This window comes from Roseovarius pelagicus (genome assembly GCF_025639885.1).
Lineage (GTDB): Bacteria > Pseudomonadota > Alphaproteobacteria > Rhodobacterales > Rhodobacteraceae > Roseovarius > Roseovarius pelagicus.
On sequence record NZ_CP106738.1, the window covers coordinates 1,045,757 to 1,070,836 of the forward strand.

Here is a 25,080-nt window from a genome sequence, read left to right on the forward strand (position 1 = left end):
GGGCGCAGGTGATGGAGCTTCCGACCACGGATCACCTCTTTGACGTGATCGAACATACCTGGCCCGCCTTTGCCAACAGCGCGCTTGGTCCATGGACCATCCGCGACGGGCGCGGCGGTGGAAAACGTGTCAGTGCGGCCACAGCGCGCGCACCTGTGACGACAGAGGATCTGCCTGCCGCCGAGGACGCGATGCGCGCGTTGGGCGAGGTGCCCCGCTTTATGATCCGACCGGAACAGGGCGATCTGGATGCGCTGCTGGCCAGCGCGGAATACACCATCGTTGACCCGGTCAATATCTACGTCTGCCCGATCGAAGCGCTGACCGGCGCGCATCCGCCGCGCACCGCCACCTTTGACATCTGGGAGCCGATGGCGATCCAGTTGGATATCTGGCAGACAGGCGGCATAGGATCCGCACGCATCGACGTGATGCGCCGTGCAAAGACGCCAAAGACCGCGCTCTTTGGTCGCGACGACAATCGCCCTGCGGCGACGGGCTATGCCGCGATTCACGATGGCACGGCCATGGTGCATGCGCTCGAAGTGTTGCCACGCCACCGCAAGCGCGGGCTGGGGCGTCACATGATGATCCACACGGCCCACTGGGCAGGCACGCATGGTGCCACGCATCTGTCGGTGATCTGCACAGCCGCCAATACCGGCGCCAACGCGCTCTACGCTTCCCTCGGCATGCGCCTTGTGGGACATTACCATTACCGCCAGCATCCGATAGGAGCCCCTGCCCCATGACCCGTTCTGACCGCCCGACCGCCCTTGATCTGCCGATGGTCGATCCGCTGCCCGACGCTACGCAGAAATATTTTGATATCTGTCAGAACAAGCTGGGGATGATCCCCAATGTGCTGAAGGCGCACGCGTTCGATATTGAAAAGCTTAATACCTTTACCGCGCTCTACAATGATCTGATGTTGGCCGACAGCGCCCTGAGCAAGCTGGAACGCGAGATGATCGCCGTGGTCGTCAGCTCGATCAACCGGTGTTGGTATTGTCAGGTCGCCCATGGTGCCGCGGTACGGCAATTGTCGGGTGATCCGGCGCTGGGCGAGGCGATGGTGATGAACTGGCGTGTGGCGCAACTGGATGCACGCCAGACAGCGATGCTGGAATTCACCGAGAAAGTCACAACCCAAAGCGCCAAGGTGGTCGAGGCTGATCGCGCGGCGCTGCGCGATGTGGGTTTCAGCGACCGTGACATCTGGGACATTGCCAATGTGACCGGCTTTTTCAACATGTCGAACCGCGTGGCCAGTGCCACCGGCATGGAACCAAACCCGGAATATCATGGCAGCGCACGCTAGAAACAGGCGCTTGCTGGTCAGTCTGCTGGTCGCGCTCTGCGCGGGGCTGTCCCCGGTCCATGCGCTGGAATTGAACCTGCCGGGAAACGGGACCATGTCCCGAGAGGTCGTACGCGACCCGGACACCTACCTGCTGCCCGTCGGCCCGTGGGAGGAGGACACGCTACCCGTTCTCGAGGTTTCGGGGCGCGTCGTTCAGCAGGCGTGGCGCATCGTCATCGAGGGCATCACGACATTGCAGGTCATGCGACCGCTGGCGGCCCAGTTGGAGGCGGCAGGATACGAGACATTGCTGCGATGCGCCGGCCAATCCTGCGGCGGCTTCGATTTCCGGTTCGGGACGCCGGTGCTGCCGGCACCGGAAATGTTTGTGGACCTTTTTGATTATCGGTTTCTGTCTGCTCGACTAGCCGGGCCAGAGGGGCCGGAATATGTATCCTTGTTGGTCAGCCGCTCGTCCAACACCGCCTATGTCCAGATCATTCATGTCGGCAGCGATGGCAGTCCCAACCCAATCGTATCGCCCAATCCGGGCGCGCGTCCTGTCGCGCGTCCCGCCACCGGGCAAAACGCGCAGGACAACGCCGAAGCAGCCTCTGCTGGCGATCCCATCGCGGGCACGCTGGTCACGCAAGGCCATGTCATTCTGCATGATCTGGAATTCGACACCGGCTCGGCCACGCTCGGACCCGGCCCGTTCGCTACCGTCGCAGCACTGGCCGCCTACCTGAAATCCGATCCCACCCGGCGCATTGCACTGGTCGGTCATACCGATACCGTCGGCAATCTGGACACCAACATCGCACTGTCGCGCCGCCGTGCGGCCTCGGTGATGAACCGGCTGGCCGAAACGTATGAAGTGCCGCGCGCGCAACTGGAGGCGGAAGGGATGGGGTATCTGTCACCTGTGGCGCCGAACCTGACAGCAGAAGGGCGCGAGGCTAATCGCCGTGTCGAAGCCGTCCTGCTGAACAGCGAATGAGCGCGTCACAACCGTATATTCTGCGCCCGCCTCGGGTAGAGGAATTGGCCCGCGTTTCGGCGCTGATGCTGCGGTCCAAGGCGCATTGGGGTTACGATGCGACCTTCATGCGCGCCTGCGTGGCGGAATTGACAATGACCGCTGCCGATTTGATGCGCGACGATTGCATGTTGGCCTGCGATGGCGACCGGATGCTGGGTGTAGCGCAGGTTAGCTGCGATGGTGGAATTGCCGAGCTGGAGGCGCTCTTTGTCGATCCCGTCGCAATGGGGCGCGGCGTCGGACGGAGGCTGTTTGACTGGGCTACAGGTGCTGCGATTGCCCATGGCGCGCGGTCGCTGGTTATCGTGGCCGATCCCGATGCAGAGCCGTTTTATCAGCGCATGGGCGCGGTTCCGGCGGGTACCACGCCCTCAGGCTCGATCCCCGGGCGCCACCTGCCCCGACTTACGCTGACACTGTCGGACACTGGGGCTTAGTCTTCTTCGAGGTAGCGCGCATTAGCCCAGCCACGCTCTCCGTCCAGAGACACCAGACACCAGCGCGGCGGGAATTTGTGCCCGGCATCTGACAGCCATTGATATTGCTGATAGGTCAATGTCGGGACGCAAACCAGCATCTCGATCCCGCGCGCATAGGGCGCAAGCTGTCCGATCTTGACATAGTCCGTTGACGGCCCGGCGCGCAGGTTGAGCACATCGTTCGACGCAACGCCAGTCACCGCCCAAGCGTCCGGACCATGCCCGTCCAGCAACGTCTGCGCAGTTGCCGGACCGGCCAGTGACAGGGCCAGCCCCATGGCCAAGTGGCGAATTTTCATAGCAATTCCTCCAATACGGGTGACAAAACAGCCATTGCCACAGCTATTGGGGCAGATTTCATCGCGTTTGGAAAGGTTAATCCCCCCAGCACGCATAGCCCGTGCGCCTAGTCCAACTCGTACCGGTTCTTGTAGTCGGTCTTTAGCGCGTCGGGCTGGTCGGCTTTGCGCAGGACGCAGTTGCCCACCACCAGCATGTCCATTTCGGTGCCCATGAAGCAGTGGAATGCGTCCTCTGGTGTGCACACGATCGGCTCGCCGCGCACGTTAAACGAGGTGTTCACCACCATCGGGCAATCTGTGCGTTTGGCAAATGCTGAAATGACGTCGTGATAGGCCGGGTTCGTATCCTTGTGCACCGTCTGGAGGCGCGCAGAATAATCCACATGGGTGATCGCCGGCACTTCGGAGCGTTTGACGTTCAGCTTGTCGATGCCGAATAGAGCCTGCTGCGCCTCTGTCATCGCCACACGTTTTTCCTCGACCACATCAGCGACCAGCAGCATATAGGGGCTGTCGCCTTCATGCTGGAACCAGTCCGAGACACTTTCTGCCAAAACAGAGGGGGCGAAGGGGCGAAAGCTTTCGCGGTACTTCACCTTCAGGTTCAACAGTTTTTGCGTCTTGTCCGAGCGCGGATCACCGAGAATAGACCGCCCACCCAGCGCGCGAGGGCCGAACTCCATCCGGCCCTGAAACCAGCCAACGGCGCCCTCTTCGGCCAAGCAATCGGCGGCGGCGGCGATCATGCTATCGTAGTCCCGCACCTCGTAGACCGCGCCACAGGATTCCAATGCCATCTCTATCTGGGTCTGGTCAAAGGCGGGGCCAAGATAGGAGCCTTTCATCGCATCGCGCTTTTGCACGGTGCGGGGCATGTCCATTTCGTGGTGCCACATCGCCTGCGCGGCGCCCAGCGCACCGCCGGCGTCGCCCGATGCGGGCTGAATCCAGATGTTTTCAAACGCGCCATCGCGATGCACCTTGCCGTTGGCAACGCAATTCAGCGCAACACCGCCTGCCAGACAGAGATTCGCAATCCCGTATTCCGCTGCCAGCGCGCGGGTCAGGCGCAGCACGACCTCTTCGGTCACGCTCTGGACCGAGGCGGCAATATCCATATGGAACTGGGTCAGATCCTCGCTTTCAGGCTTGCGCACCGGCTGACCGAACAGGTCGGCGAACTTGTCGTTCGTCATCGTCAGGCCGGTTGCATAGTTGAAATACCGCTGATCGAGGTGGAATGACCCGTCGTCCTTGAGGTCCACCAGCTTGTCCAAAATCAGGTCATGGTATTTCGGCGTACCGTAAGGTGCGAGTCCCATCACCTTGTATTCGCCGCTGTTGACCTTGAACCCGGTGTAATAGGTGAACGCGGAATAGAGCAGGCCCAGCGAGTGTGGGAAATGCATTTCCTTCTCGATGGTCAAGGTGTTACCGCGCCCGATTGCGACAGAGGATGTGGCCCATTCCCCCACGCCGTCCAGTGTCAGTACGACCGCCTCCTCGAACGGGGACGGATAAAATGCGGACGCCGCGTGGCTGTAGTGGTGTTCACTGAATTGCAGTTGATCGGGACTGAATCCCTTGTGCAACTTGCGAAATTCCTTGAGCAGGAAATCCTTCAGGAACAATTTCTCGCGCAGCCAGACTGGCATCGCCAGCCTGAAAGAGGAAAAGCCGCGCGGCGCGCGCGCCAGATAAGTTTCCAACAGCCGCTCGAACTTCAGCAGGGGTTTGTCGTAGAAAACGACGTGATCCACCTGATCGAAAGCCACCCCGGCCTCTTGCAGCACATAGGCGATCGAGTGCTCGGGAAAGCGCGGATCGTGCTTGCGCCGGGTAAAGCGTTCTTCTTGCGCAGCGGCGACAATCTCGCCGTCGCGCAGAAGGGCGGCGGCGCTATCATGGTAGAGCGCGGAGAGACCGAGGATCAGCGTCATATCAGAAGATCGTATAGATGAACGGTGCGATTGCAGAGCCTTGGGCCAGCACGATCAGTACGCCAAAGAGGCCCAGCACAATCAGAATCGGCAGCAGCCAGAATTTTTTGCGCACTTTCATAAAAGCCCACAATTCGGAAATGAGTGAAAGCATGATCTGACCCTAGAATTGACGTTTGAAAGATTGCAGCGGTGTGTCACGGGGAATCCAGTAGGATTTCGCCTGTGGGTCCGGCGTCGGCGCCAGCGGGTTGCGCCCCAGACGTTGTCGCACCAGACCAAATGGCGTGATGACAACCAAAAACACCAGCGCCATGACGATGGGTGCCACGATGGCCCCCAACAGCATGCCGAACTTAAACCAGATCTTGTTCGGAACGATCAGCCATTGCGGTCGGATCAACCCGATCGCAAGGATTACCGCAGCGACAGCCAGCGCCCACAGGCGGATGTCATTGCCGTGCCACAGCGGAAAAAGCGCGATAATTGTAAATACGGCGGCGAAAACGTAGGCAAAACCACGTTCCGAGCCCATTTTGACGTCGATATTAGAACTGTCCATCCAGCACCGATAACCCCTGCTTCGCCCCCGCCCGCATATAGGACGGGTCAGGCGAAAAAATAAAGCTTGGAAATTGCACAAAATGAAATCTGTGGCAGAACTACCTATCCAGTGTTTTTTGCAAAGCCTCGAAGATCAATCTGTTGCCCGCTTTGGCATAATGCACATCCCCCTGCAGAAAGAGAGTGTCATACCAATCGTCCCCGGCATCCTGTGCGGTACGGAAGGCCGGAAATGTGTCGATCACGCCGTTGCACGCAATGCGCGCGCACAGCGTGCGGACATGGTCCGGCCAGCGCAGTTCAGTACTGTCATGCACCAGTTGCGCGGGCCAGGGATAGACCAGCAACCAGACGTCACCGCCATTCTGGCGCGCTAGGGCACTCAGTTCCGAGAGCTTGGTCTCGATCCGTGTCAGCCCGCCCGCAACGCCCAGTGGCGCATAGGCGCGTGCATCCAGTGTTTGCCAGTCGCGAAAGGTGAAGGCGGAACGGTCAATCGCCGCCATCGCGCCCGCCACGGTACCCACGTCGCCGTCGCCATCTGGACCCTTTAACGTCTTGAGCCCCTTTTCGACCATTCCCCACATCGCCAACCCCTTTGGAAACGTGCGATCGAACCAGAGGTCGAGGGCGGATTTTTCCAGATGTGAATAGCGTACCGGGCCATCCGGACCGTCGGTCCAGATCGCCGCTTCGTCCTGCACGTCTGACACGTCCAGACCAATCACCACCCGATGCTGCGGCGCCAGCCGTCCCTGACGCAGTGCGGCGCCGTAGCGATGCAGATAGGCGGTGGGCGAATACGACGATACGCCGGCATTGATCACCGGATCGGGCGTTGCCTGTGCATACATGCCGACAAACGTCTCGTCCCACGGGCCGTTCACCCCATAGGTAAAGCTGTCGCCAAGAAAGATGGTCGTCGCGGGCCCGGTCCGGCGCGCGTCAGGTGGCCCCGCGCGATAGCCGTCCGCGTCGGTGTAGACGGTGTATTGCGCCCCACCGAACTGGTCGTGGCCGCTAAAGTTGGCGCGTAGCTGATACCAGCCTCCAGCCTGCCGGTCGTAAGGCAATGCCTCTGTGTCCTGCCCTGTGGCCAGCGTATAGGCCACATCGAGCGCAACAAAGAGCAACAGCGCGGCGAATGTAGAGAAAAGAATAAGCGCTGTGGTTTTCGCGACGCGCAGAAAGGGGTGCATTCAATCGGGTCCATCGTAAACGGGATCGCGGGAACGATGCCGTGCCGCCTTTGCCCCGTCAAGGCGACGCCCGTCGAGGCAACCTCAGGATGCGGACGAAAACCCCTCGATCAACTGGCGCAGGCCGATCATCGCGCCGACAAAGATTGCGCCCAACGTCAGCGGTGCCCCCAGCGCCAGCACTGACATTGCCGAAATCCCCTGCCCGATGGTACAGCCCAGCGCCAACACTGCGCCGAACCCCATCAGGATCGCGCCAAGGAACTGTCGCTTCAGCTCTCGCGGGTCTTCGCAGGCTTCCCAACGGAAATGACCCTTGAGCAGGCTACCCGCAAAGGCACCGGCCAGTACGCCCGCAACCGACCCCACGCCAAAGCTGATCCCGCCACCGCTGGAGGTCATCACAAACAGCATGGTTTCGCCCAAAGGCGCGGTGAACGTATGGCTGGCCACGGCCTGTGCACGAAACCCGGTCTCGGCGATCCATTGCGTACCGATCCAGCCGGATACGATGGCGATCGCGACCATCGCCGACCAAAAGAGCGCCGCGCGTTCTGCCACGAACCCGCGTGACCAGAGGGCTGCGAGTGTGATCGCTGTGCAGATCGCCAGCCCGGTCACGAGCTCTGCACCCCCATTTCCGAGCGCAATCAGGTCGGCATACCCACGCGCGCCGGGATGCAGAGTGGTGGCCTCCACCAGCGTCACGCGCAGCTGCGCCAGCGGCCCGGACAGCGCGATATAGGCCGCGATCCCCATCACCAGCACGATCACGAAAGACCGCAGATCACCGCCCCCGGCCCGTGCCAGCGCGCCAAAACCGCAATTGCCCGCCAGAGACATGCCGTACCCGAACAGCAGCCCGCCAACGATATGCGCGAGTGGTGAAAATGCGGCGCGGTGATAAACTGACTGTGCAGGATCGAACCCGCCCGCGAGCGCGGCAGCAAAAGTCAGAATTCCGGCGAGACCGATCGCCAACGCCCACATGCGCAGCCGGGTATCGCTGCCTTGATAAAGGTAATCTTCGATCGCGCCCAAGGTACAGAACCGCCCCAGCCGGGCCGCAAGACCCAAAAGCATGCCACCGCCGAACCCGATCAGGGCGACGAGCCACGCGTCAGACAAATGCTGGATCATGGATTGGCCCCTCCCCTGACCAGCCCCTATGGCAGGTATTTACCCGTCCTTGCAGAACAGGTCGTAGACGACTTCGAGTATCTGAACCGCCCGGCGGTCTGTCAGGCTGTAATAGATGACCTTGCCCTCGCGGCGCGGGCTGACCAGACCCTCACTGCGCAGGCGTGACAATTGTTGGGATACCGCCGCCTGACGTGCTGACAGCAGACCTTCCAGCTCGGTCACGGATTTCTCGCCAGTGGCGAGGTGGCACAGGATCATCAACCGGCCTTCATGGCTGATCGCCTTGAGGAAATTGGACGCTTCGCAGGCGTTGCGCATCATCCGGTCAATCTCGGCCTCGGACAGATCGTCAGTGATTACAGGCAGGCTCATCTCGGGCAATCCATCAGCAGGGCTATCCAGCGTTGGGTGCCCGGTGTGATACCGACCCATGCGGCACCGCGCAATTCCGGCCGGGTCAGTTTTCGGCCAGTGCGACTTTTGCCCCACGCCCCGATCATTCGGCTGGTACCGCCGCTATTTCGTGGGCGTCCAGCAACCGGCCCAGCAAGAACCAGAAGAATTCATCGCCATTGTAGCCCTCCATGCGACCCAGTTCCTGCGCGTCCTCGACCAGAACGAATGTCGGGGTGAACACGGGCGGCGAGGTAAAGAAAATGTCTTCGGGGAGATCATGTAGATCGACCCGGCGCAGTGGCGCGCGGCGGCCTTCTGTCGTCTTTGGGTAGATCGCCGATACTTCGGCATCCCAGCGTTCGCACCAGTGGCATCCCACCTGTTCGACCATGATCAACTCTGCGGCGCGCGCAGGCAGCAATGCCGTCAGCGTTATTGCACATGCGACAACAGTAACTCTCGCCCGTCTCATGTCGGCTCCTGTTGACGCTGCGGTTAAATATACAATATCTTGAATATGTAACCTGATCAAGCGGCGGGGCGCTCAGATGCTAGATGTCAGTTTCTTCGGAGCCATTGTTGGTGGATTGATCGTATTCTTTTCACCCTGCGTTCTGCCGATTGTTCCATTCTACCTAAGCTACATGGCCGGGGCATCCATGTCCGAAATCAGCGAGGACGGCGCGTTGGCACCCGGCGTGCGCCGCCGCGCGTTTCTGGCGTCGGTCATGTTCTCATTGGGAATCATCACCGTTTTCGTGATGCTGGGTGCCGCCGCGTGGGGACTGAGCCAACTGTTTCGCGGGGTCCAGACCGAATTCCGACTGGTGGCGGCGCTCATCGTCTTTGTCATGGGGCTGCATTTTCTGGGCGTGTTACATATCGGGTTCCTGAACCGGATGTTTCAGATGGACGCTGGCGAAACCAAGGGCATGTCGGTGCTTGGCGCTTATGTCGTCGGTTTCGCCTTTGCTGCCGGTTGGACACCATGCGTCGGCGGCGTGCTGACGGCGGTGATCTTTACCGCCAGTACGGAATCGACCGCATGGGAGGGACTTTGGCTGTTGCTGGTTTTCGGGGTCGCGATGACATCGCCATTTGTCATTGCCTCGCTCTTTATCGCGCCGTTTCTGCGGTTTGCCGCACGGTTCCGCAAGCATCTGCCAAAGGTGGAAAAGGCGATGGGCCTGCTGCTGATCGTTTTCGCCATTCTTATCGCGACGGACAGTGTTAACTATATTGCACAATGGATGCTGGAGACGTTCCCGGCCTTCCAAAACATCTGATGAGGAGAGTATCCATGACACGACTATTCACATTCCTCGCGGCCGCGTTTCTGGCGCTGCCTGCGCTTGCGGTCGAGTTGGGCGATGATGGCCTGCACAAGACGGATTGGATGCGTGACACGTTCAAGGACCTGTCAGAAGATCTGGCCGAAGCCAATGCAGAAGGCAAACGGCTGGCGGTGATCGTCGAGCAGCGAGGTTGCGTATACTGCACCAAGATGCACAACGAGGTGTTCCCGCAGCCTGAGCTGGCAGATTACATCCGCGAGAATTTTTTTGTCGTGCAGATCAACCTGCATGGCGATACCGAAATCACCGATCTCGACGGTGAGGTGCTGAGCGAGAAAGATGCCGCGCGCAAGTGGGGGCTGCTGTTCACCCCGTCGATTCTGTTTCTGCCCGAAGAGGTCGAGGACGGAAAAAGCGCCGGACAATCGGCGGTGGCTCTGATGCCGGGTGCGTTTGCGCTTGGCACAACGCTGGACCTGTTCACATGGGTGAATGAGAAACGCTATGCGCTTGATGGCGATGAGGATTTTCAACGTTACCACGCGCGGCGTATCCAAGAGCGCGACAACGGAAAAACCGACTGACCGCGATGCTGCGGAAAAAGATAAATTCAAAAAACAGAATTTATTGTTGATCGTGCATCGTCCCCTGCCCTAGGGTGAGGACAAAACAAGACAACAATATGTGTTGCGGGAGGACGCATGAAACATTCCATACTAGCTGCGATGGCGCTGGCGCTATCGACCGGGGGGCTCGCTGCTGGCGAGGTCGCTCCGAGCCAGGTTAAATACGAGGACGGTGCCGTAATGACGTCACTGACCGGCACGCCCGGTGATGCCGCAGAGGGTCGCAAGATCGTCGGCAGCAAGAAGCTGGGCAACTGCGTGGCGTGCCATGTGGTCTCGGATCTGGCAGATGTGCCATTTCAGGGCGAAATCGGCCCGCCTCTGGATGGCGCGGGCGAGCGCTGGAGCGAGGCCGACCTGCGCGGCATCGTATCCAACGCCAAGATGATGTTCGACGGCTCGATGATGCCTTCGTTCTACAAGACCGAAGGGTTCATTCGTCCCGGCAAAGCCTATACCGGCAAGGCTGCTGATGACACGTTCGGCCCGCTATTGTCGGCTGAGCAGATCGAGAATGTCGTGGCGTATCTCGTCACGCTCAAGGAATGACCTGCCCGCACCATCGGGTACACGTTCAGGAGAATAGAAAAATGGAACTGACACGACGCAACGCGATGATCCTCGGTGCCGGAGCGCTGGTCGCCACCGGCCTGCCGGTGGCCGTCGCCGCCGCTGCTGGAGACGATCAGATCGCGGCCTTTACGGGTGGCGCGGAAATGGGCAGCGAAGGGATCACCCTGACCGCGCCCGAAATCGCGGAAAACGGCAACACCGTCCCGATCGAGGTCTCCGCCCCCGGAGCAACCGCAATCATGGTGCTGGCACTGGGAAACCCCACGCCGCCTGTCGCCACCTTCAATTTCGGCCCGCTCGCGGCATCGCAGAACGCATCGACACGTATCCGTCTGGCGGGAACGCAGGATGTAGTCGCAATCGCCAAACTGGCAGATGGGTCGTTCGCCCGCGCGTCGAGCACGGTCAAGGTCACAATCGGCGGCTGCGGCGGCTGATAGATTCAAGGAGAATTATGATATGGCCAAAGGTGTAAAACCCCGCGTCAAAGTCCCGAAGAAAGCCGCCGTCGGCGAGGCGATCACGATCAAGACACTGATCAGCCACAAGATGGAAAGCGGCCAGCGCAAGGATGGCGAGGGCAACCCGATCCCGCGCTCGATCATCAATCGCTTTACCTGCGATTTCAACGGCGAGAACGTCGTGGATATCACACTGGAGCCTGCGATCTCGACCAACCCGTTCTTTGAATTCGAGGCGACGGTGCCGGAAAGCGGCGAGTTCCAGTTTACGTGGTACGACGATGATGGGTCGGTCTATGAGACCGCCAAGAAAATCGCCGTCGAGTAAACCGGGGCACCAAAGGGAGGAACGATAATGATAAAAACGAATTGGGCCCTGAGCGCGACCGCCGCGCTGATGCTGGCGGGATCGCCCGCATTGGCGGACCCGGTGGATGCGACGCTTGTCCTGAATGAAGAGACCGAGATGGTCACCCGTACCGCCGCCCCCGACCACCTGTCGGACGCGATGGACGAGGTGATGTCAGGTTGGCTGTTTCGCGGGACAGAGACGCGTGCGATGCAGGCGGATGATTTCGACAACCCCGGTATGATCTTTGTGGAACAGGCAATGGATGCTTGGGACACGGTTGAAGGGACCGAGGACAAATCTTGCGCCTCTTGCCACGACGGCGCCGACAGCATGGCAGGCGTCAAGGCCGTCTATCCGAAATGGAACGAGGGCGCAGGCGAAGTACGCACATTGGAAATGCAGGTCAACGACTGCCGCGAGAACCGTATGGGCGCGGAGAAGTGGAAGTATACCAGCGGCACCATGCAGAACATGATCGCGCTGATCGCGTCCGTTTCACGCGGGTTGCCAGTAAATGTCGCCACCGACGGCCCGGCGCAATCGACGTGGGAAAAGGGCAAAGAGCTGTATTACACCCGCACCGGTCAGCTGGAGCTGAGCTGCGCCAATTGCCACGAAGACAACTACGGCAACATGATCCGCGCCGACCACCTCAGCCAAGGGCAGATCAACGGGTTTCCCGTCTACCGTCTGAAAAATACCAAGCTGAACGCGGTGCATGCGCGCTTTAAAGGGTGCATCCGTGACACCCGCGCTGAGACCTACAGCCCGGGAAGCGACGAGTTCATCGCGCTGGAACTGTATGTCGCGTCGCGCGGCAACGGCCTGTCGGTCGAAGGACCGTCCGTCCGCAACTAAACCAATCGAATGCCCCGCCCGAGCCATCGGAGCGGGGTATTTTTTGACCCTAAACATTCAAGATCGCGCATGTGATAGCGCGAGGAGGCCTCTGATGATCTCACGGCGTGACTTTTTGCAAACCGGCATGGCAGCGAGTGCGATCCTAGGTGCGTCCTCCTTTGGTCAGTGGGGTCGTCTGGCCGCGCAGCAGGTGCTGACGCAGGATCAACTGACGCAGTTCGACACGTTCGGGAACGTATCTCTGATCCACGTCACAGATATTCATGCGCAAATGAAGCCGATCTATTTCCGCGAGCCGTCAATTAACATCGGCGTCGGATCGAACAAGGGCGAAGTGCCGCATGTGACCGGCGCCGATTTCCGCCGTCTCTACGGGATCGATGATGGCAGCCCGGCGCATTACGCGCTCTCCTCGGGCGATTTCACCGCATTAGCGCAGGGATATGGACGTGTCGGGGGCCTCGACCGCGTGGCGACCGTCATCAACCAGATCCGCAGCGACCGCCCCGATGCGCTGTTGCTGGATGGCGGCGACACATGGCACGGCAGCTATACCTGCTACCACACCGAGGGTCAGGACATGGTCAACGTGATGAACGCGTTGAAGCCGGATGCAATGACCTTTCACTGGGAATTCACGCTGGGGTCCGACCGGGTGAACGAGCTGGTCGAGGGGCTGCCCTTCGCCGCGCTTGGGCAAAACATATTCGATGCTGAATGGGACGAACCCGCAGAACTGTTCCCGCCTTACAAGTTCTTTGAGCGCGGCGGCGTCAAGATCGCGGTGATCGGTCAGGCGTTCCCCTATATGCCCATCGCCAATCCCGGCTGGATGTTCCCCGAATACGCCTTTGGCATTCGTGACGAGCATATGCAGGAAGTGGTGGATGATGTCCGCGGTCAGGGTGCCGAACTGGTCGTGCTGCTCAGCCATAATGGTTTTGACGTGGACAAGAAGATGGCCGGGATCGTCACCGGCATCGACGTGATCCTCAGTGGCCACACACATGACGCGCTGCCCGAACCAGTGCTGGCGGGCGAGACAATCATCGTCGCCTCAGGCTCTAACGGGAAATTTGTCAGCCGGGTTGATCTGGACGTGCGCGACGGGCGCATGATGGGATTTCGGCACAAGCTGATCCCGATCTTTTCCGACGTGATCACGCCCGATCCCGAAGTGGCCACATTGATTGACGAACAGCGCGCGCCCTACACCGATCAACTGAACGAGGTGATCGGCCAGACCGATAGCCTGCTGTACCGGCGTGGCAATTTCAACGGCAGCTGGGACGATCTGATCTGCGACGCGCTGCTGTCCGAACGCGAAGCCGATATCGCGCTCAGCCCCGGTGTACGCTGGGGGCCGAGCCTGCTGCCCGGTCAGGACATCACCCGCGAAGATATCTGGAACGTCACTTCAATGACCTATGGCGAGGCGTACCGCACCGAGATGACCGGCGAGTTTCTGCATGTGGTGCTGGAGGACGTGGCCGACAACCTGTTTAACCCAGACCCTTATTACCAGCAGGGCGGCGACATGGTGCGCACCGGGGGCTTGGGTTACCGGATCGACATTTCCCTGCCGCAGGGTAGCCGGATCACCGATCTGACATTGCTGAAAACTGGCGAGGCGATTGATCCGGCCAAGAGCTACGTGGTGGCTGGCTGGGCCTCGGTCAACGAGGGCACCGAGGGGCCGATGATCTGGGACGTGGTCGAGGATCACATCGCCCGGCAGGGCACAGTCACGGTCGCCCCCAATACCAGCGTCGAAGTCATCGGCCTTTGACCGCACACGACAAGGAGGCATGCGCTATGTCCAAGACTTTCTCTGGCAACCCGACATCGCGCCGCGCGTTCCTGCGCGGAGCGGCTGCCACGGGCGTCGGCGTGGCGGCAAGTGCCGCCAGCGCGCAGACCCCCGACCCGATGATTACCGAAGTGCAGCCCTGGGCCAGCGGTTTGGGCGACGGAGTGGATGCCACACCCTACGGTGCGCCGATCCGGTTCGAGGATGATGTGATCCGGCGCAATGTCGAGTGGCTGACCGCCGACACGATCAGTTCGATCAACTTTACGCCGATCCACGCGCTGGACGGTACCATCACCCCGCAGGGTTGCGCGTTCGAGCGCCACCATTCCGGCGCGATCGAATTGCGCAAGGAGGATTACCGTCTGATGATCAATGGGCTGGTCGATACGCCGCTGGTGTTCACCTACGCCGATCTGGAACGGTTCCCACGCGAAAACCACGTCTATTTCTGCGAATGTGCGGCCAATTCGGGCATGGAGTGGGCCGGTGCGCAACTCAATGGTGCGCAGTTCACCCATGGCATGATTCACAACATGGAGTATACTGGCGTGCCCCTGCGCACCCTGCTGCAGGAGGCCGGATATGATACGGCGGGCAAGTGGGTCTATGTCGAAGGCGCGGATGCGTCCTCGAACGGGCGCTCGATCCCGATGGAAAAGGCGTTGGATGATGTGCTCGTTGCGTTCAAAGCCAACGGCGAGGCTTTGCGTAAAGAGCACGGGTACCCTGTGCGCCTCGTCGTGCCCGGCTGGGAAGGCAATATGTGGATCAAGTGGCTGCGCCGGATCGAAGTGACCGACGCGCCCGTGGAAAGCCGCGAGGAAACCAGCAAATATACCGATGTGCTGGAGGATGGCACCGCACGCAAATGGACGTGGGAAATGGACGCCAAATCGGTCGTCACCTCACCCAGCCCGCAATCGCCCATCACCCACGGTCCCGGCCCTCTGGTCATCAGCGGTCTGGCGTGGTCCGGGCGCGGCGCGATCACCCGTGTCGACGTGTCCACCGATGGCGGCAAGACATGGCAAACTGCGCGACTGGCCAAACCCGGAGAAAAGATGGCGCTGAGCCGCTTTTATCTGGATACGGAATGGGACGGCTCAGAGATGCTGTTGCAGGCGCGCTCGATGGACGACACCGGCTATGTCCAGCCGACCAAGGACCAGCTGCGCGAGGTGCGCGGGCTGAATTCGATCTATCACAACAACGGAATTCAGACGTGGTGGGTTCGCGACACCGGGGAGGCCGAAAATGTCGAAGTATCTTAAACCCGCCACCCTGATGGCTTTTGGTTGCATGATCGCAGTTCCGGCACTGGCCGGAAACTTTGGCCTTGGCCGCCCTGCCCTGCCCGCAGAAATCGAGGCGTGGGATCTGGATATTCATCCCGATGGCACCGGACTACCTGCCGGATCAGGCGACGTGGCAACCGGCGAGGCAATCTTTGCCGCCAAATGTGCGTCGTGCCACGGTGACTTTGCCGAAGGTGTGGGAAACTGGCCCAAGCTGGCAGGCGGTGACGGCACGTTGGCGGACGAGGACCCGGTCAAGACCGTGGGCAGCTACTGGCCGTACCTTTCGACGACGTGGGACTATATCAACCGGTCGATGCCTTTCGGCGATGCGCAAAGTCTGGAGATCGATGAAGTTTACGCGATCACCGCCTATATTCTCTATTCCAACTATTTGGTCGACGATGACTTTGTCCTCTCGAACGAGACATTTTCGGACGTGGACATGCCCAACGCCGATGGTTTCATCGTCGATGACCGGGCCGAGACCGAGTATCCGAAATGGATTGGCGAGCCATGTATGCAGGACTGTAAGGATGCGGTCGAGATCACCATGCGGGCGCGTGTTCTGGACGTGACGCCAGAAACCGAGGGTGATGCGGAGAGCACAGTAGAGCCAACCGAGGCAACGACCGAGCCGACGGTAGAAGAAGCCGTCGGACCGGACCCCCAACTGGTGGCCAAGGGTGAAAAGGTGTTTCGCAAGTGCCAGGCCTGTCACAAGGTCGGTGACAAGGCCAAGAACGGGATCGGTCCACACTTGAACGGCATCATCGGCCGCGCGGCCGGATCGGTGGATGGGTTCCGCTATTCCAAACCGTTGACGGCACGCGCCGAAGAAGGGCTGGTCTGGACGCCAGAGGAACTGAGTGCGTTCCTAGCATCGCCGAAATCCTATCTCAAAGGTACCAAGATGGCGTTCAACGGGTTGCGCAAAGAGGCCGATCTGGAAGCAATCACCGCCTATTTGTCGACCTTTACGGAGTAATCCATGTCCCCATCCCGGCTCTTCCCGCTGGCTCTGGTCGCCTGTCTGGTGGCTGGATCGGGTGCGGCAGATAGACTGGGTGACGCGGACAAGGGGGCCATGCTCTTTGCCCAATGCAAGGGCTGTCATCAGATTGGCGAGGGTGCCACGGACCGCATCGGGCCGCATCTGAACGGCATATTCGGGCGCGCGGCTGCGGCCCATGATGGGTTCGCCTACTCCAAGTCGATGCAGCGTGCGGGCGTGGACGGCTTGATCTGGACTGCTGAGACACTGGATGCCTATATTGAGAACCCGCGCGCGCTGGTCTCGAAAACGCGGATGAGCTTTCGCGGTATCCCCGATCCAAGCGATCGCGCCGATCTGCTGGCCTATCTGCGCCGCTATTCCGACGACCCGGCGGACATCCCCGAGGCAGAGCCGACCGCCCTGCCCACGGATCATGATCTGGACCCTGCGATCCTCGCACTGGAGGGCGACCCGGACTATGGTGCGTATCTGGCGACCGAATGCCTGACCTGTCACCGCGCCGATGGCAGCGCGAATGGCATCCCGTCAATCACGCTCTGGCCGACAGACGATTTCGTGATCGCCATGCACGCCTACAAGCGTAAACTACGACCGCACCCCGTCATGCAGATGATGGCCGGTCGGCTATCCGATGAGGAGATCGCGGCACTGGCGGCCTATTTCAAAGACCTTGAATAACTCAAGGCATCCAATAAGGGAGGAAAGACCATGACTGTTAACAGACGGACGTTCCTGACCACCAGCGCGGCAGCGGCGGCAACGCTGCATGCGCCAGCATTGTTGGCCGCGGGCCACGGCAAGCCGCGCGTCGTTGTGATCGGCGGTGGCGCGGGTGGCGCAACGGCGGCGCGCTATATCGCCAAGGATAGCAAGGGCGAGATCGACGTCACGCTAATCGAGCCATCACGTACCTATTTTACCTGCTTCTTCTCGAACCTCTATCTGGGTGGGTTCAAGGAAATGAGCGATCTGGGCCACACCTATGGCACGCTTGCCGCAAGCGGGGTCAACGTGGTGCATGACTGGGCCGTGGACGTCAACGCCGAGGCCAGCAATGTCACCCTCGCGGGGGGCGATGTATTGCCTTATGACAAGCTGATCCTCAGCCCCGGCATTGATTTCATCGACGACAGTGTGCCGGGCTGGAGCGTTGCCGCGCAAAACGCCATGCCGCACGCCTACAAGGCCGGATCGCAGACCGAACTGTTGAAGGCGCAAGTGATGGCCATGCCCGAGGGCGGCCTCTATGCGATGGTCGCACCGCCCAATCCGTTCCGTTGCCCACCCGGCCCTTATGAGCGGATTTCGATGATCGCGCATACGCTGAAGGCCAGCAATCCCACGGCCAAGATCATCATCGCGGACCCCAAGGCGAAGTTTTCCAAGATGGCCCTGTTTCAGGAAGGCTGGGCAGATCACTACGCCGGCATGATCGACTGGATCGGGCAGGATTTCGGCGGCGGCAATGTTTCGGTCGATCCCGATGCGATGACGCTGACCATCGACGGCGAGAAAACCAAGGTCGATGTCTGTAACGTGATCCCGGCGCAGAAGGCCGGCCGGATTGCCGAGATTGCAGGTGTGACCGATGGCAACTGGGCCCCCGTCAATGCCGCCGACATGAGCAGCAAGGCGAATGCGGATATCTACGTTCTGGGGGACTCCAGCCAGCAGGGCGACATGCCCAAATCCGGCTTCTCTGCCAACAGTCAGGCCAAGGTCTGCGCCAATGCGGTGCGCGGCGCGCTGACCGGGTCAAAGGTGTTCCCGGCCAAATTCTCGAACACATGCTGGTCGCTCATTGACACGAACGATGGGGTCAAGGTCGGCGCAACCTACGAGCCGACAGATGAGAAGATCGCCAAGGTCGACGGTTTCATCAGCCAGCCCGGAGAGGATGACGCGACCCGCAAGGCCACCTACGAGGAGTCGGTTGGCTGGTACGCCGCAATCACGGCGGATATATTTGGCTAAACGTTTCGGGCGCGCGTGTGACATGGATCAATGCGCGCCCGAACCCGATATGGAATATGGGCACGAACAAGGAGAAGCTGCCATGAAATCCCTATTGCTTGCGGCGACGCTTGCCCTGACGACCCTGCCCGCCAGCGCGGATGATCAGGCCGTGACCTACCCCTATTCCGGCAGTTTCGATGATGCGGCCTTTGTTGTGGAAAGCGCGATCATCGGGCGCGGGCTGGTGATTGACTATGTCAGCCACACCGGCGAAATGCTGGCGCGTACTGCCGCCGACGTGGGCAGCGATACGGTGCTGTTCAAAGAGGCGGATGTGTTCCTCTTTTGCTCGGCACAACTGTCTCGCAAGGTGATGGAAGCGGACCCCATGAATATCGCCCATTGTCCCTACGGCATCTTTGTCGCCGAACGCGAGGGCGAGGTGATGATCGGCTATCGCACCTATCCTGACGGGCCGATGAAAGAGGTGCAGGCGCTGCTGGACGAGATCGTGCAGGACGCGCTGGACTGATGGAGCGCCTCGCGTTCCGCGCAGGCTTTCGCGTGGACAGTTGACACGTTGCAGAGCGTTCTGGAGCAGTTCGGAACGATGGAGGCACGATGATCGAGGCTCTGCTTGATCGCTATGGTGACGGCACGGTGCTGGCGTTCGCCGGGGTGTTGACGGGCCTCGTCTTTGGCGCAGCCGCGCAGCATTCCCGGTTCTGTCTGCGCGCTGCCACGGTGGAGGTGACAGATGGCGTGCTGGGGCCGCGACTGGCGATCTGGTTGATCGCGTTCAGCGCTGCGGTCCTAAGCGTACAGGCGTTCGTGGCGGCGGGATGGTTCGACCCGTCGCAGTCACGCCAACTCGCCACGACAGGCAGCTTGTCGGGTGCGATCATCGGTGGGGGCATGTTCGGCTGCGGTATGATCCTCGCACGCGGTTGTGCCAGTCGTCTGTTGGTCTTGTCGGCCACCGGAAACCTGCGGGCATTGCTGACCGGGCTGGTGCTGACCATCGTGGCACAGATGTCGTTGCGGGGCGCGCTGTCGCCCTTGCGCGAAACGCTGGCAAATCTCTGGACAATAGACGGTGGCAGCACACGCGACCTGCTGAGCCATCTTCGTCTGACATCTGGTGCCGCGGCAGTACTTTCGGCTGTGGCGCTGGGTGTTTCTCTGTGGTTGGGGCGGCGACACACGGTGCAGGCCAGCCACACCATCGCGGCCGTTATCGTCGGCGGCGCGATCGGACTGGGCTGGCTGCTGACCTATGCGATCGCCGAGACATCGTTCGGCGTCGTGCCGATATCCTCGGTTACATTCACCGGCCCGTCGGCGGATACGTTGATGGGGTTGGTGAACAACCGCGCATTGCCGCTCAGCTTTGGGATCGGGCTGGTGCCGGGGGTGTTTGTCGGTGCGGCGCTGATGGCGCTGGCGACCCGCGAGGCGCGCATTGAGCGGTTCGGCCCGAAAACCCCGATGGAGCGGTATCTGATCGGGGCCGTATTGATGGGGTTCGGCAGCATGTTGGCCGGGGGCTGCGCCGTGGGCGCAGGTATGTCCGGCGGCGCGGTCTTTGCCGTAACCGCATGGATCGCCGTCACTTGCATGTGGCTCGGCGCGATGGCGACCCACCGCGCCACCCGGATTGCAGGGATCACTCGGCCGGTTGCATAAGCGGTGCACGCCCTAGCACGCGGTCGGCCAAGAGCGCGCCCACGCCGATTGATACCAATGCTGCAATCGCCGCAATGCTCAGCATCGACACGCCCGAGAGCCCCGCACCGACCGTACAGCCGCCCGCAAGCACACCGCCAAAGCCCATCAGCGCACCGCCTGCGACATAGCGCAACGTCTGCGGCGCATCCTCAAAGCTGGCAAAGCTCAGCTCGCGCCGCAACAGTGCGGAGAGGAACGCACCACCGAAGACGCCGGCAACCATGCCCACCCCAAAGCCTGCGGGGATCGAGGACGAGGCAACCGTCCAAAACAGGCTGTCGGCCCAAGTCGATGTGAAGGCCAGCGATTGCACCGGCAGTGGATCGAACTCATCCATCAGCAACCAACCGGTCGCGACCCAGCCAAAAGCCACCAACAGACCGATCACCACTGCCATCGCCACATGCAAGGGGCGCGGCCGCAGCACAGTAATCGCGGCAACAAGGCCCGCGATGGCCAGCGCCGCCCATGTCAGCAATCCGCCCGGCAGCTCTGCCAGCGACGCGATGCCGGTTTCCGTGGTGACCGAGCCCAACGCCACACGCAACGGAGCAAAGACCCCTTTGAGCGTCGCATGCGCGACCACAGCAAAGACCAAAAGCACCGTCAGCGCGCGCAGATTGCCCGTGCCGCCCAGCACGGTCAGGCGGCTGACACAACCGCGCGTCAGAACCATCCCTATACCGAAGGCCAAACCGCCGATCACGATGGCCAGCAGCGGCAAATCTGTTGTCATCAGACGGTGATCAGACAGATCAATCCAACCCAGCCAAATGGCGGCACTGGTTGCCGCAATCGCCGTGGCCAGCGCAGTCAACCAAGTGCCCAACGCAGGCGCGCGATCCGGCCCAGCCACCAGCCCACGGCGCAGGCAGAACCGGCTGATCTGTGCGGCGATGCCGAACAACAGCCCCAAGCCCAGCCCGAGATAGAGATGCGCAGCCTGAACATCGAATGGCAGGTCATATAGATCGAATAGCATGACGGAATCGCCTCCGCGAAATAAGACAGTTCTGCCTTAAATCGGACTCCACGTCGCAGGGTCAAGGGGCGCGGATCGGGATGAAATTCCTAGATGATTGCACAATCCGGAACAACAACCCAAATAGAACCAAGGGTGCGTACGATCAGATCAACATCGTTCCAAAAATCTGAACGATCATCCTATTTGGCGCTATTCCCATTCCATCTGTTCATAAACGCGCCCGGCATTCTTGGTCGCAAGCTCTTCGAACGTATCGAGATGCGCATATGGTGACTGATCGACATAATATGCCTCGGCCAGATCACCGCCATTGTCGATATGTTCGCCGATCTTGGTCCGCAGATAGACCAGATAATCACGGGTGTAGCGACGGACCTGCGCCATGTTGGTCGGATGGCCGTGGCCGGGGATGACATAGGTGGCGTCCAACGGCTCGAACTCGGCCTCCCACGTTTCCAGCCAGTCGGCAGTCAGCGTGTCGGGAAAGATCGGCAGCATCCGTTCGTGGAACGCCATGTCGCCAGCGATCACAAGGCTCTGCTCGGGCAGCCAGATGACAATATCGCCGGGGCTGTGTGCTGGCCCCAGATACCGTGCCTCGATGTGGAAATCGCCCATATCGACGATGTATTCATCCTGAAACGTCTCGGTCGGCTCAACGATTTCGGTACCCGCCGCCTGATCGCGGTTGTAGCGCTTCATTCCTTCCAGGATCGTTCCGCCATATTCCGCAATCTCGTGTGCGGCGTCTTCGTGCATGACGACGGGCACGCCCTGTTCCACCCAGTAGCCGTTGCCGAGCATTGCATGCCCCTGCCCGTTCTCGTTAAAGACCAGCTTGACAGGTTGATCCGTCACCGCGCGAATTTCGTCATGCAGCGCCTTTGCAAGCCCATAAGCAGCCCCGCCGTTGATCACCACGACGCCATCACCAGTGATGATAAAGCTGAGGTTGTTGTTATGACCTGCATTCTCATAGGTCGGCGGGGCGCTGGCACCGATAGCGGAGAAAACGCCGGGGATTACCTCGACCGGTTTATCGTAGAGCAGTGAAGCAGGGTATTTGTCGGCAATGTCTTCGCTCGCCGTCGCCATGCCCGCGGCAAGCATCAAAATCGCAATCCAACGCATCACATATCCTCCGTTACAAACCGATAGGCGCTGCCATCGCGTTCAACCCGTCCCAGCCCACCGCCGGGCAGGTGAAAGCCGAGAAGCGTGATCTGATCCTGTACCAATCTGTCCAATAGCCGTGACCGGGTTTGGGCGCCCAGCGCGGTATCCTGATCGGCGCCGTGGGGCCAACCGGGGCGGGCAAAGGCAACATGATGGTTCCCGATCGCATCGCCGCCGATCAGCATCGACTCGGTACCGGAGCGCAGCTCGAACGACATATGCCCCGGCGTATGCCCATAGCTGGCCACGGCAGCCACGCCGGGTAGGATTTCTTCACCGTCACGAAATAGGTGAATGCGCTCTTCGATGGCGTCCAGACGTCGTGCAGCGCCAACTGCAAAGGCCGCGCGCGCCGGGTCGATCGCGTCAACTGTCGCGGGATCGCGCCAATAGTCCCATTCAATCGTCCCCATCATATAGGTCGCGTCGGGGAACATGACGTCATCAAATTCGTCGAGCACCCCCCACAGGTGATCGGGATGGCAATGGGTAAAGACAACATGGGTGATCTCTTCGGGCGCGACACCGACAGCGTCGAGGCTGTCGGATAGTGCGCCTGCGCTCGGCATGAAGCCCGCACCAGCCCCGGCGTCAAAGAGAACGGTGCGGTCATCATCCCGCAGAAGCGTGACATTGCAGGGCGGCTGCAATTCATCAGGCGAGATATCATAGCGTGACAGAACAGCGCGCAATTCATCCTGTGGCAGACCATCGAAGGCAAACTCACCCGGCAGCACCAGATGTCCGTCGCTAAGCGAGGTTAGTCGCATCGCGCCAATGTTGTGACGCGTCGCGGCCATGGTGCGACCTGCCAGCCCGATGACTGCGGCAGAACCCAGCCCGGCGATCATATGTCGGCGCGTGATCATGGCAACCTCCAATCTCATTCAATAACGTGAATATATTGCGGTTCGCGCGGCCTGTTTGGCAAGCCATTTTTGCCCGAATGTTGCCAACGCAATGAGCATGACCTGTCGGAACGCGCCACAGGCGCGTACAGGGTCATTCTGCGTTCACGCAGACCGGGGGTTTCACCCCCGGACCCCCGAGGATACTTTCTGCAAGAAGAAGCAGGCTGATCGGGTTCGAATTGCTCTAGCCCCACGGGCCTTTGACTCTGGGCGTCGCACGAACCGGTTCGGGTTCAGCCATTTCGGGTTCGTGGCCGAAGAGCGCCTGCCGCGCGCCTGCCTTGTCAATCTGATATTCGCGCGTGAGAAATTCGACCACGTAGGCTTTTTTCGCTTCGGGCCAATTTTGGTAGAGGTGATAAAAGAGCGGTTTGTGGCAGATGAACAGCTGGCGGATATCCTTTGGCGACAATTCGGATAGGAGCATGTTGATCAGGTCTGCATCCGCGTGATCGGCGGCACGCAGGGTATAGAAATAGGCCGGGTGGTCGGATGTGATGCGCGGCCAGAGACCGTCGTTTTCGACCCAATTGACCAGCGATGCGAGCGCATGGAATTCCTCGGGCAGAACGCTTGCGTGGCGGCTGGCCAGTCGCCGCATGTCGACCCGCCCCCGTCCGGCCAGCGGAATTCCTTCTCCGGCCAACGCATCGACCAGAATGAAATCCATCTTTTGCCGCAGGATCGCGCCTGCATTCACGCCGCGCGCCTTGACCACCGGTTGCACCAGATCATTGTACTCCAAGAACTTTGCGATCCGGTTTCGGTCAGTCAGATCAAAAACATACTTGATTGGCAAATCGCCCAAGCCGTCCTTGTCGCCACTGGTGATCAGCGCGGGATGATCCATTTGCTGAAAAAGGTAGAGGCCGCCAAAATGGGCCGTCCAGAAATTGCGCTGCTCAAAGCTCATTTCCTTGAGCTGCACCGGATTGCGCACCACATCGCCAGTCTGGCCCGCAAGTTCTATCATCTCGGCGATCAGCACGTCGTCAAACCATGCGTCTTCTTCGGATAGAAATTGGTCCGTCTTGGCCTTCAGCTTTTCGGCTTGTTGGACTGCGCCGCCGGTTGTGTCCGCCTCGACCCGCACGCGGCGCAGATCGAACAGGCGCTCAGGTGAGGACATATCAAAGACCGAATTGACCAGCTCTCCGGCCACCGCGTCACGTGCCGTGAGGGCAAAGAGCGCCGCCTCGTTTTCCTCGATGAACTGGCGCAGGATCCCGCGCGATGTCGAGAATTTGGCCCCCAGCAACGGCGCTGTCTTTTGCTGGGTGCTGAGCAGAATGAACTGACGGTTCACACCCGCATGATTTAGGTAGAGGTAATCGCCCAACTCGTGGCCGATTTCCGGAGAGTAACCGGAGATGTCGATATAGAAATCGGGCAGTTTGGTGGTTTTTCCGGTCAGATGCTCCAGCGCGCGGTTGTAACGCTCTACCAGAGCCGGAGAGGAGACGTGGATCAGGTTGCCAAACATGAGGCCGGATTCGACGAGGCGTTTCATCGGGGCAATTCCTCCAAATCGGTTGAGGACATACGAAGACGGTGGTGCGGCTGTACTCCCGTCGGGCACCGCGAGTCTAACACCTATTCAACGTTGTAAGCGGTTTGAGGCTGCTCTGCACCTTGGATTAATCACAATGCGTGTCAGTGGTC

The 25,080-nt window shown here is 60.4% G+C and carries 29 protein-coding genes; 17 read left to right on the forward strand and 12 right to left on the reverse strand.

Features of this window, described 5'->3' with window-relative positions; genetic code table 11:
- Positions 1 to 11: 11 nt before the first annotated feature.
- Genes N7U68_RS06105 through N7U68_RS06120 form a run of 4 tightly spaced genes read left to right on the forward strand, consistent with a single transcriptional unit; the run spans position 12 to position 2,782 of the window.
- Positions 12 to 752: a GNAT family N-acetyltransferase gene (locus tag N7U68_RS06105; protein ID WP_263048567.1), complete on the forward strand. Its 741-nt coding sequence runs from the start codon at positions 12 to 14 to the stop codon at positions 750 to 752.
- Positions 749 to 1,321 carry a peroxidase-related enzyme gene (locus N7U68_RS06110; protein WP_263048568.1) on the forward strand — a complete coding sequence of 191 codons (573 nt, stop codon included), beginning with the start codon at positions 749 to 751 and terminating at the stop codon, positions 1,319 to 1,321. Before N7U68_RS06105 ends, N7U68_RS06110 begins: the two co-directional genes overlap by 4 nt.
- A gap of 10 nt (positions 1,322 to 1,331) precedes the next feature.
- Positions 1,332 to 2,303, forward strand: coding sequence for an OmpA family protein (locus N7U68_RS06115; protein WP_263048569.1), 972 nt, complete (start codon positions 1,332 to 1,334; stop codon positions 2,301 to 2,303).
- Positions 2,300 to 2,782, forward strand: coding sequence for a GNAT family N-acetyltransferase (locus N7U68_RS06120; protein ID WP_263048570.1), 483 nt, complete (start codon positions 2,300 to 2,302; stop codon positions 2,780 to 2,782). Before N7U68_RS06115 ends, N7U68_RS06120 begins: the two co-directional genes overlap by 4 nt.
- Here the strand turns inward: N7U68_RS06120 and N7U68_RS06125 are convergent.
- The 8 genes from N7U68_RS06125 to N7U68_RS06160 all read right to left on the reverse strand — a co-directional run bounded on the left by N7U68_RS06125 (position 2,779) and on the right by N7U68_RS06160 (position 8,840).
- Positions 2,779 to 3,123, reverse strand: a complete 345-nt coding sequence (locus N7U68_RS06125) for an SH3 domain-containing protein (protein ID WP_263048571.1) — start codon at positions 3,121 to 3,123, stop codon at positions 2,779 to 2,781. The genes N7U68_RS06120 and N7U68_RS06125 overlap by 4 nt on opposite strands.
- Positions 3,124 to 3,230: 107 nt before the next feature.
- Positions 3,231 to 5,066, reverse strand: a complete 1,836-nt coding sequence (locus tag N7U68_RS06130) for a carbamoyltransferase family protein (protein WP_263048572.1) — start codon at positions 5,064 to 5,066, stop codon at positions 3,231 to 3,233.
- Position 5,067: 1 nt separating this feature from the next.
- Positions 5,068 to 5,220: a DUF5989 family protein gene (locus N7U68_RS06135; RefSeq protein WP_165197265.1), complete on the reverse strand. Its 153-nt coding sequence runs from the start codon at positions 5,218 to 5,220 to the stop codon at positions 5,068 to 5,070.
- Between the two features lie 9 nt (positions 5,221 to 5,229).
- Complete coding sequence (locus N7U68_RS06140; protein WP_165197263.1) at positions 5,230 to 5,628, reverse strand: SxtJ family membrane protein; 399 nt, start codon at positions 5,626 to 5,628, stop codon at positions 5,230 to 5,232.
- A 100-nt stretch (positions 5,629 to 5,728) separates the two neighbouring features.
- Positions 5,729 to 6,829 (reverse strand): SGNH/GDSL hydrolase family protein, encoded by a 1,101-nt coding sequence (locus N7U68_RS06145; RefSeq protein WP_263048573.1) that lies wholly within the window; start codon positions 6,827 to 6,829, stop codon positions 5,729 to 5,731.
- 84 nt (positions 6,830 to 6,913) lie between these two features.
- Positions 6,914 to 7,969, reverse strand: coding sequence for a YeeE/YedE family protein (locus N7U68_RS06150; protein WP_263048574.1), 1,056 nt, complete (start codon positions 7,967 to 7,969; stop codon positions 6,914 to 6,916).
- 39 nt (positions 7,970 to 8,008) lie between these two features.
- Positions 8,009 to 8,344 (reverse strand): ArsR/SmtB family transcription factor, encoded by a 336-nt coding sequence (locus tag N7U68_RS06155; RefSeq protein WP_165197257.1) that lies wholly within the window; start codon positions 8,342 to 8,344, stop codon positions 8,009 to 8,011.
- Between the two features lie 124 nt (positions 8,345 to 8,468).
- Positions 8,469 to 8,840, reverse strand: coding sequence for a thioredoxin domain-containing protein (locus N7U68_RS06160; RefSeq protein ID WP_263048575.1), 372 nt, complete (start codon positions 8,838 to 8,840; stop codon positions 8,469 to 8,471).
- A gap of 76 nt (positions 8,841 to 8,916) precedes the next feature.
- Between N7U68_RS06160 and N7U68_RS06165 the strand changes: the two genes are divergently transcribed.
- The 13 genes from N7U68_RS06165 to N7U68_RS06225 all read left to right on the forward strand — a co-directional run bounded on the left by N7U68_RS06165 (position 8,917) and on the right by N7U68_RS06225 (position 20,304).
- Positions 8,917 to 9,654 (forward strand): cytochrome c biogenesis CcdA family protein, encoded by a 738-nt coding sequence (locus tag N7U68_RS06165; RefSeq protein ID WP_165197253.1) that lies wholly within the window; start codon positions 8,917 to 8,919, stop codon positions 9,652 to 9,654.
- Positions 9,655 to 9,668: 14 nt separating this feature from the next.
- Positions 9,669 to 10,247: a thioredoxin family protein gene (locus N7U68_RS06170; protein ID WP_263048576.1), complete on the forward strand. Its 579-nt coding sequence runs from the start codon at positions 9,669 to 9,671 to the stop codon at positions 10,245 to 10,247.
- Between the two features lie 117 nt (positions 10,248 to 10,364).
- Positions 10,365 to 10,838: a sulfur oxidation c-type cytochrome SoxX gene (gene soxX, locus N7U68_RS06175; protein WP_165197249.1), complete on the forward strand. Its 474-nt coding sequence runs from the start codon at positions 10,365 to 10,367 to the stop codon at positions 10,836 to 10,838.
- Positions 10,839 to 10,879: 41 nt separating this feature from the next.
- Positions 10,880 to 11,299 (forward strand): thiosulfate oxidation carrier protein SoxY, encoded by a 420-nt coding sequence (gene soxY, locus N7U68_RS06180; RefSeq protein WP_165197247.1) that lies wholly within the window; start codon positions 10,880 to 10,882, stop codon positions 11,297 to 11,299.
- 22 nt (positions 11,300 to 11,321) lie between these two features.
- Positions 11,322 to 11,651 (forward strand): thiosulfate oxidation carrier complex protein SoxZ, encoded by a 330-nt coding sequence (soxZ, locus tag N7U68_RS06185; RefSeq protein ID WP_165197245.1) that lies wholly within the window; start codon positions 11,322 to 11,324, stop codon positions 11,649 to 11,651.
- 27 nt (positions 11,652 to 11,678) lie between these two features.
- Positions 11,679 to 12,533: a sulfur oxidation c-type cytochrome SoxA gene (soxA, locus tag N7U68_RS06190; protein WP_165197243.1), complete on the forward strand. Its 855-nt coding sequence runs from the start codon at positions 11,679 to 11,681 to the stop codon at positions 12,531 to 12,533.
- A gap of 94 nt (positions 12,534 to 12,627) precedes the next feature.
- Positions 12,628 to 14,325 (forward strand): thiosulfohydrolase SoxB, encoded by a 1,698-nt coding sequence (gene soxB, locus N7U68_RS06195; protein WP_263048577.1) that lies wholly within the window; start codon positions 12,628 to 12,630, stop codon positions 14,323 to 14,325.
- Positions 14,326 to 14,351: 26 nt separating this feature from the next.
- Positions 14,352 to 15,620 carry a sulfite dehydrogenase gene (gene soxC, locus N7U68_RS06200; protein WP_263048578.1) on the forward strand — a complete coding sequence of 423 codons (1,269 nt, stop codon included), beginning with the start codon at positions 14,352 to 14,354 and terminating at the stop codon, positions 15,618 to 15,620.
- Entirely contained in the window at positions 15,604 to 16,632 is a 1,029-nt protein-coding gene (locus N7U68_RS06205) for a c-type cytochrome (RefSeq protein ID WP_263048579.1), read from the forward strand. The genes soxC and N7U68_RS06205 overlap by 17 nt, the downstream gene beginning before the upstream one ends.
- Before the next feature lie 3 nt (positions 16,633 to 16,635).
- On the forward strand, positions 16,636 to 17,340 hold the full coding sequence (locus N7U68_RS06210; RefSeq protein WP_165197235.1) for a c-type cytochrome: 705 nt from the start codon (positions 16,636 to 16,638) through the stop codon (positions 17,338 to 17,340).
- Between the two features lie 30 nt (positions 17,341 to 17,370).
- Positions 17,371 to 18,636 carry an NAD(P)/FAD-dependent oxidoreductase gene (locus tag N7U68_RS06215; RefSeq protein WP_165197233.1) on the forward strand — a complete coding sequence of 422 codons (1,266 nt, stop codon included), beginning with the start codon at positions 17,371 to 17,373 and terminating at the stop codon, positions 18,634 to 18,636.
- An 82-nt stretch (positions 18,637 to 18,718) separates the two neighbouring features.
- A complete protein-coding gene (locus N7U68_RS06220) occupies positions 18,719 to 19,150 on the forward strand; it encodes a DUF302 domain-containing protein (protein WP_263048580.1) in 432 nt (143 codons plus the stop codon).
- 89 nt (positions 19,151 to 19,239) lie between these two features.
- Positions 19,240 to 20,304: a YeeE/YedE family protein gene (locus N7U68_RS06225; RefSeq protein WP_165197229.1), complete on the forward strand. Its 1,065-nt coding sequence runs from the start codon at positions 19,240 to 19,242 to the stop codon at positions 20,302 to 20,304.
- On the opposite strand, the gene N7U68_RS06230 is transcribed toward N7U68_RS06225, so the two are convergent.
- The 4 genes from N7U68_RS06230 to N7U68_RS06245 all read right to left on the reverse strand — a co-directional run bounded on the left by N7U68_RS06230 (position 20,285) and on the right by N7U68_RS06245 (position 24,928).
- On the reverse strand, positions 20,285 to 21,328 hold the full coding sequence (locus N7U68_RS06230) for a YeeE/YedE family protein (RefSeq protein ID WP_263048581.1): 1,044 nt from the start codon (positions 21,326 to 21,328) through the stop codon (positions 20,285 to 20,287). The genes N7U68_RS06225 and N7U68_RS06230 overlap by 20 nt on opposite strands.
- Before the next feature lie 192 nt (positions 21,329 to 21,520).
- Positions 21,521 to 22,462 carry an MBL fold metallo-hydrolase gene (locus tag N7U68_RS06235; protein WP_263048582.1) on the reverse strand — a complete coding sequence of 314 codons (942 nt, stop codon included), beginning with the start codon at positions 22,460 to 22,462 and terminating at the stop codon, positions 21,521 to 21,523.
- Positions 22,462 to 23,376 (reverse strand): MBL fold metallo-hydrolase, encoded by a 915-nt coding sequence (locus tag N7U68_RS06240; RefSeq protein WP_263048583.1) that lies wholly within the window; start codon positions 23,374 to 23,376, stop codon positions 22,462 to 22,464. Before N7U68_RS06240 ends, N7U68_RS06235 begins: the two co-directional genes overlap by 1 nt.
- A 226-nt stretch (positions 23,377 to 23,602) precedes the next feature.
- Positions 23,603 to 24,928: a DUF6638 family protein gene (locus tag N7U68_RS06245; protein ID WP_263048584.1), complete on the reverse strand. Its 1,326-nt coding sequence runs from the start codon at positions 24,926 to 24,928 to the stop codon at positions 23,603 to 23,605.
- Positions 24,929 to 25,080: the final 152 nt, after the last annotated feature.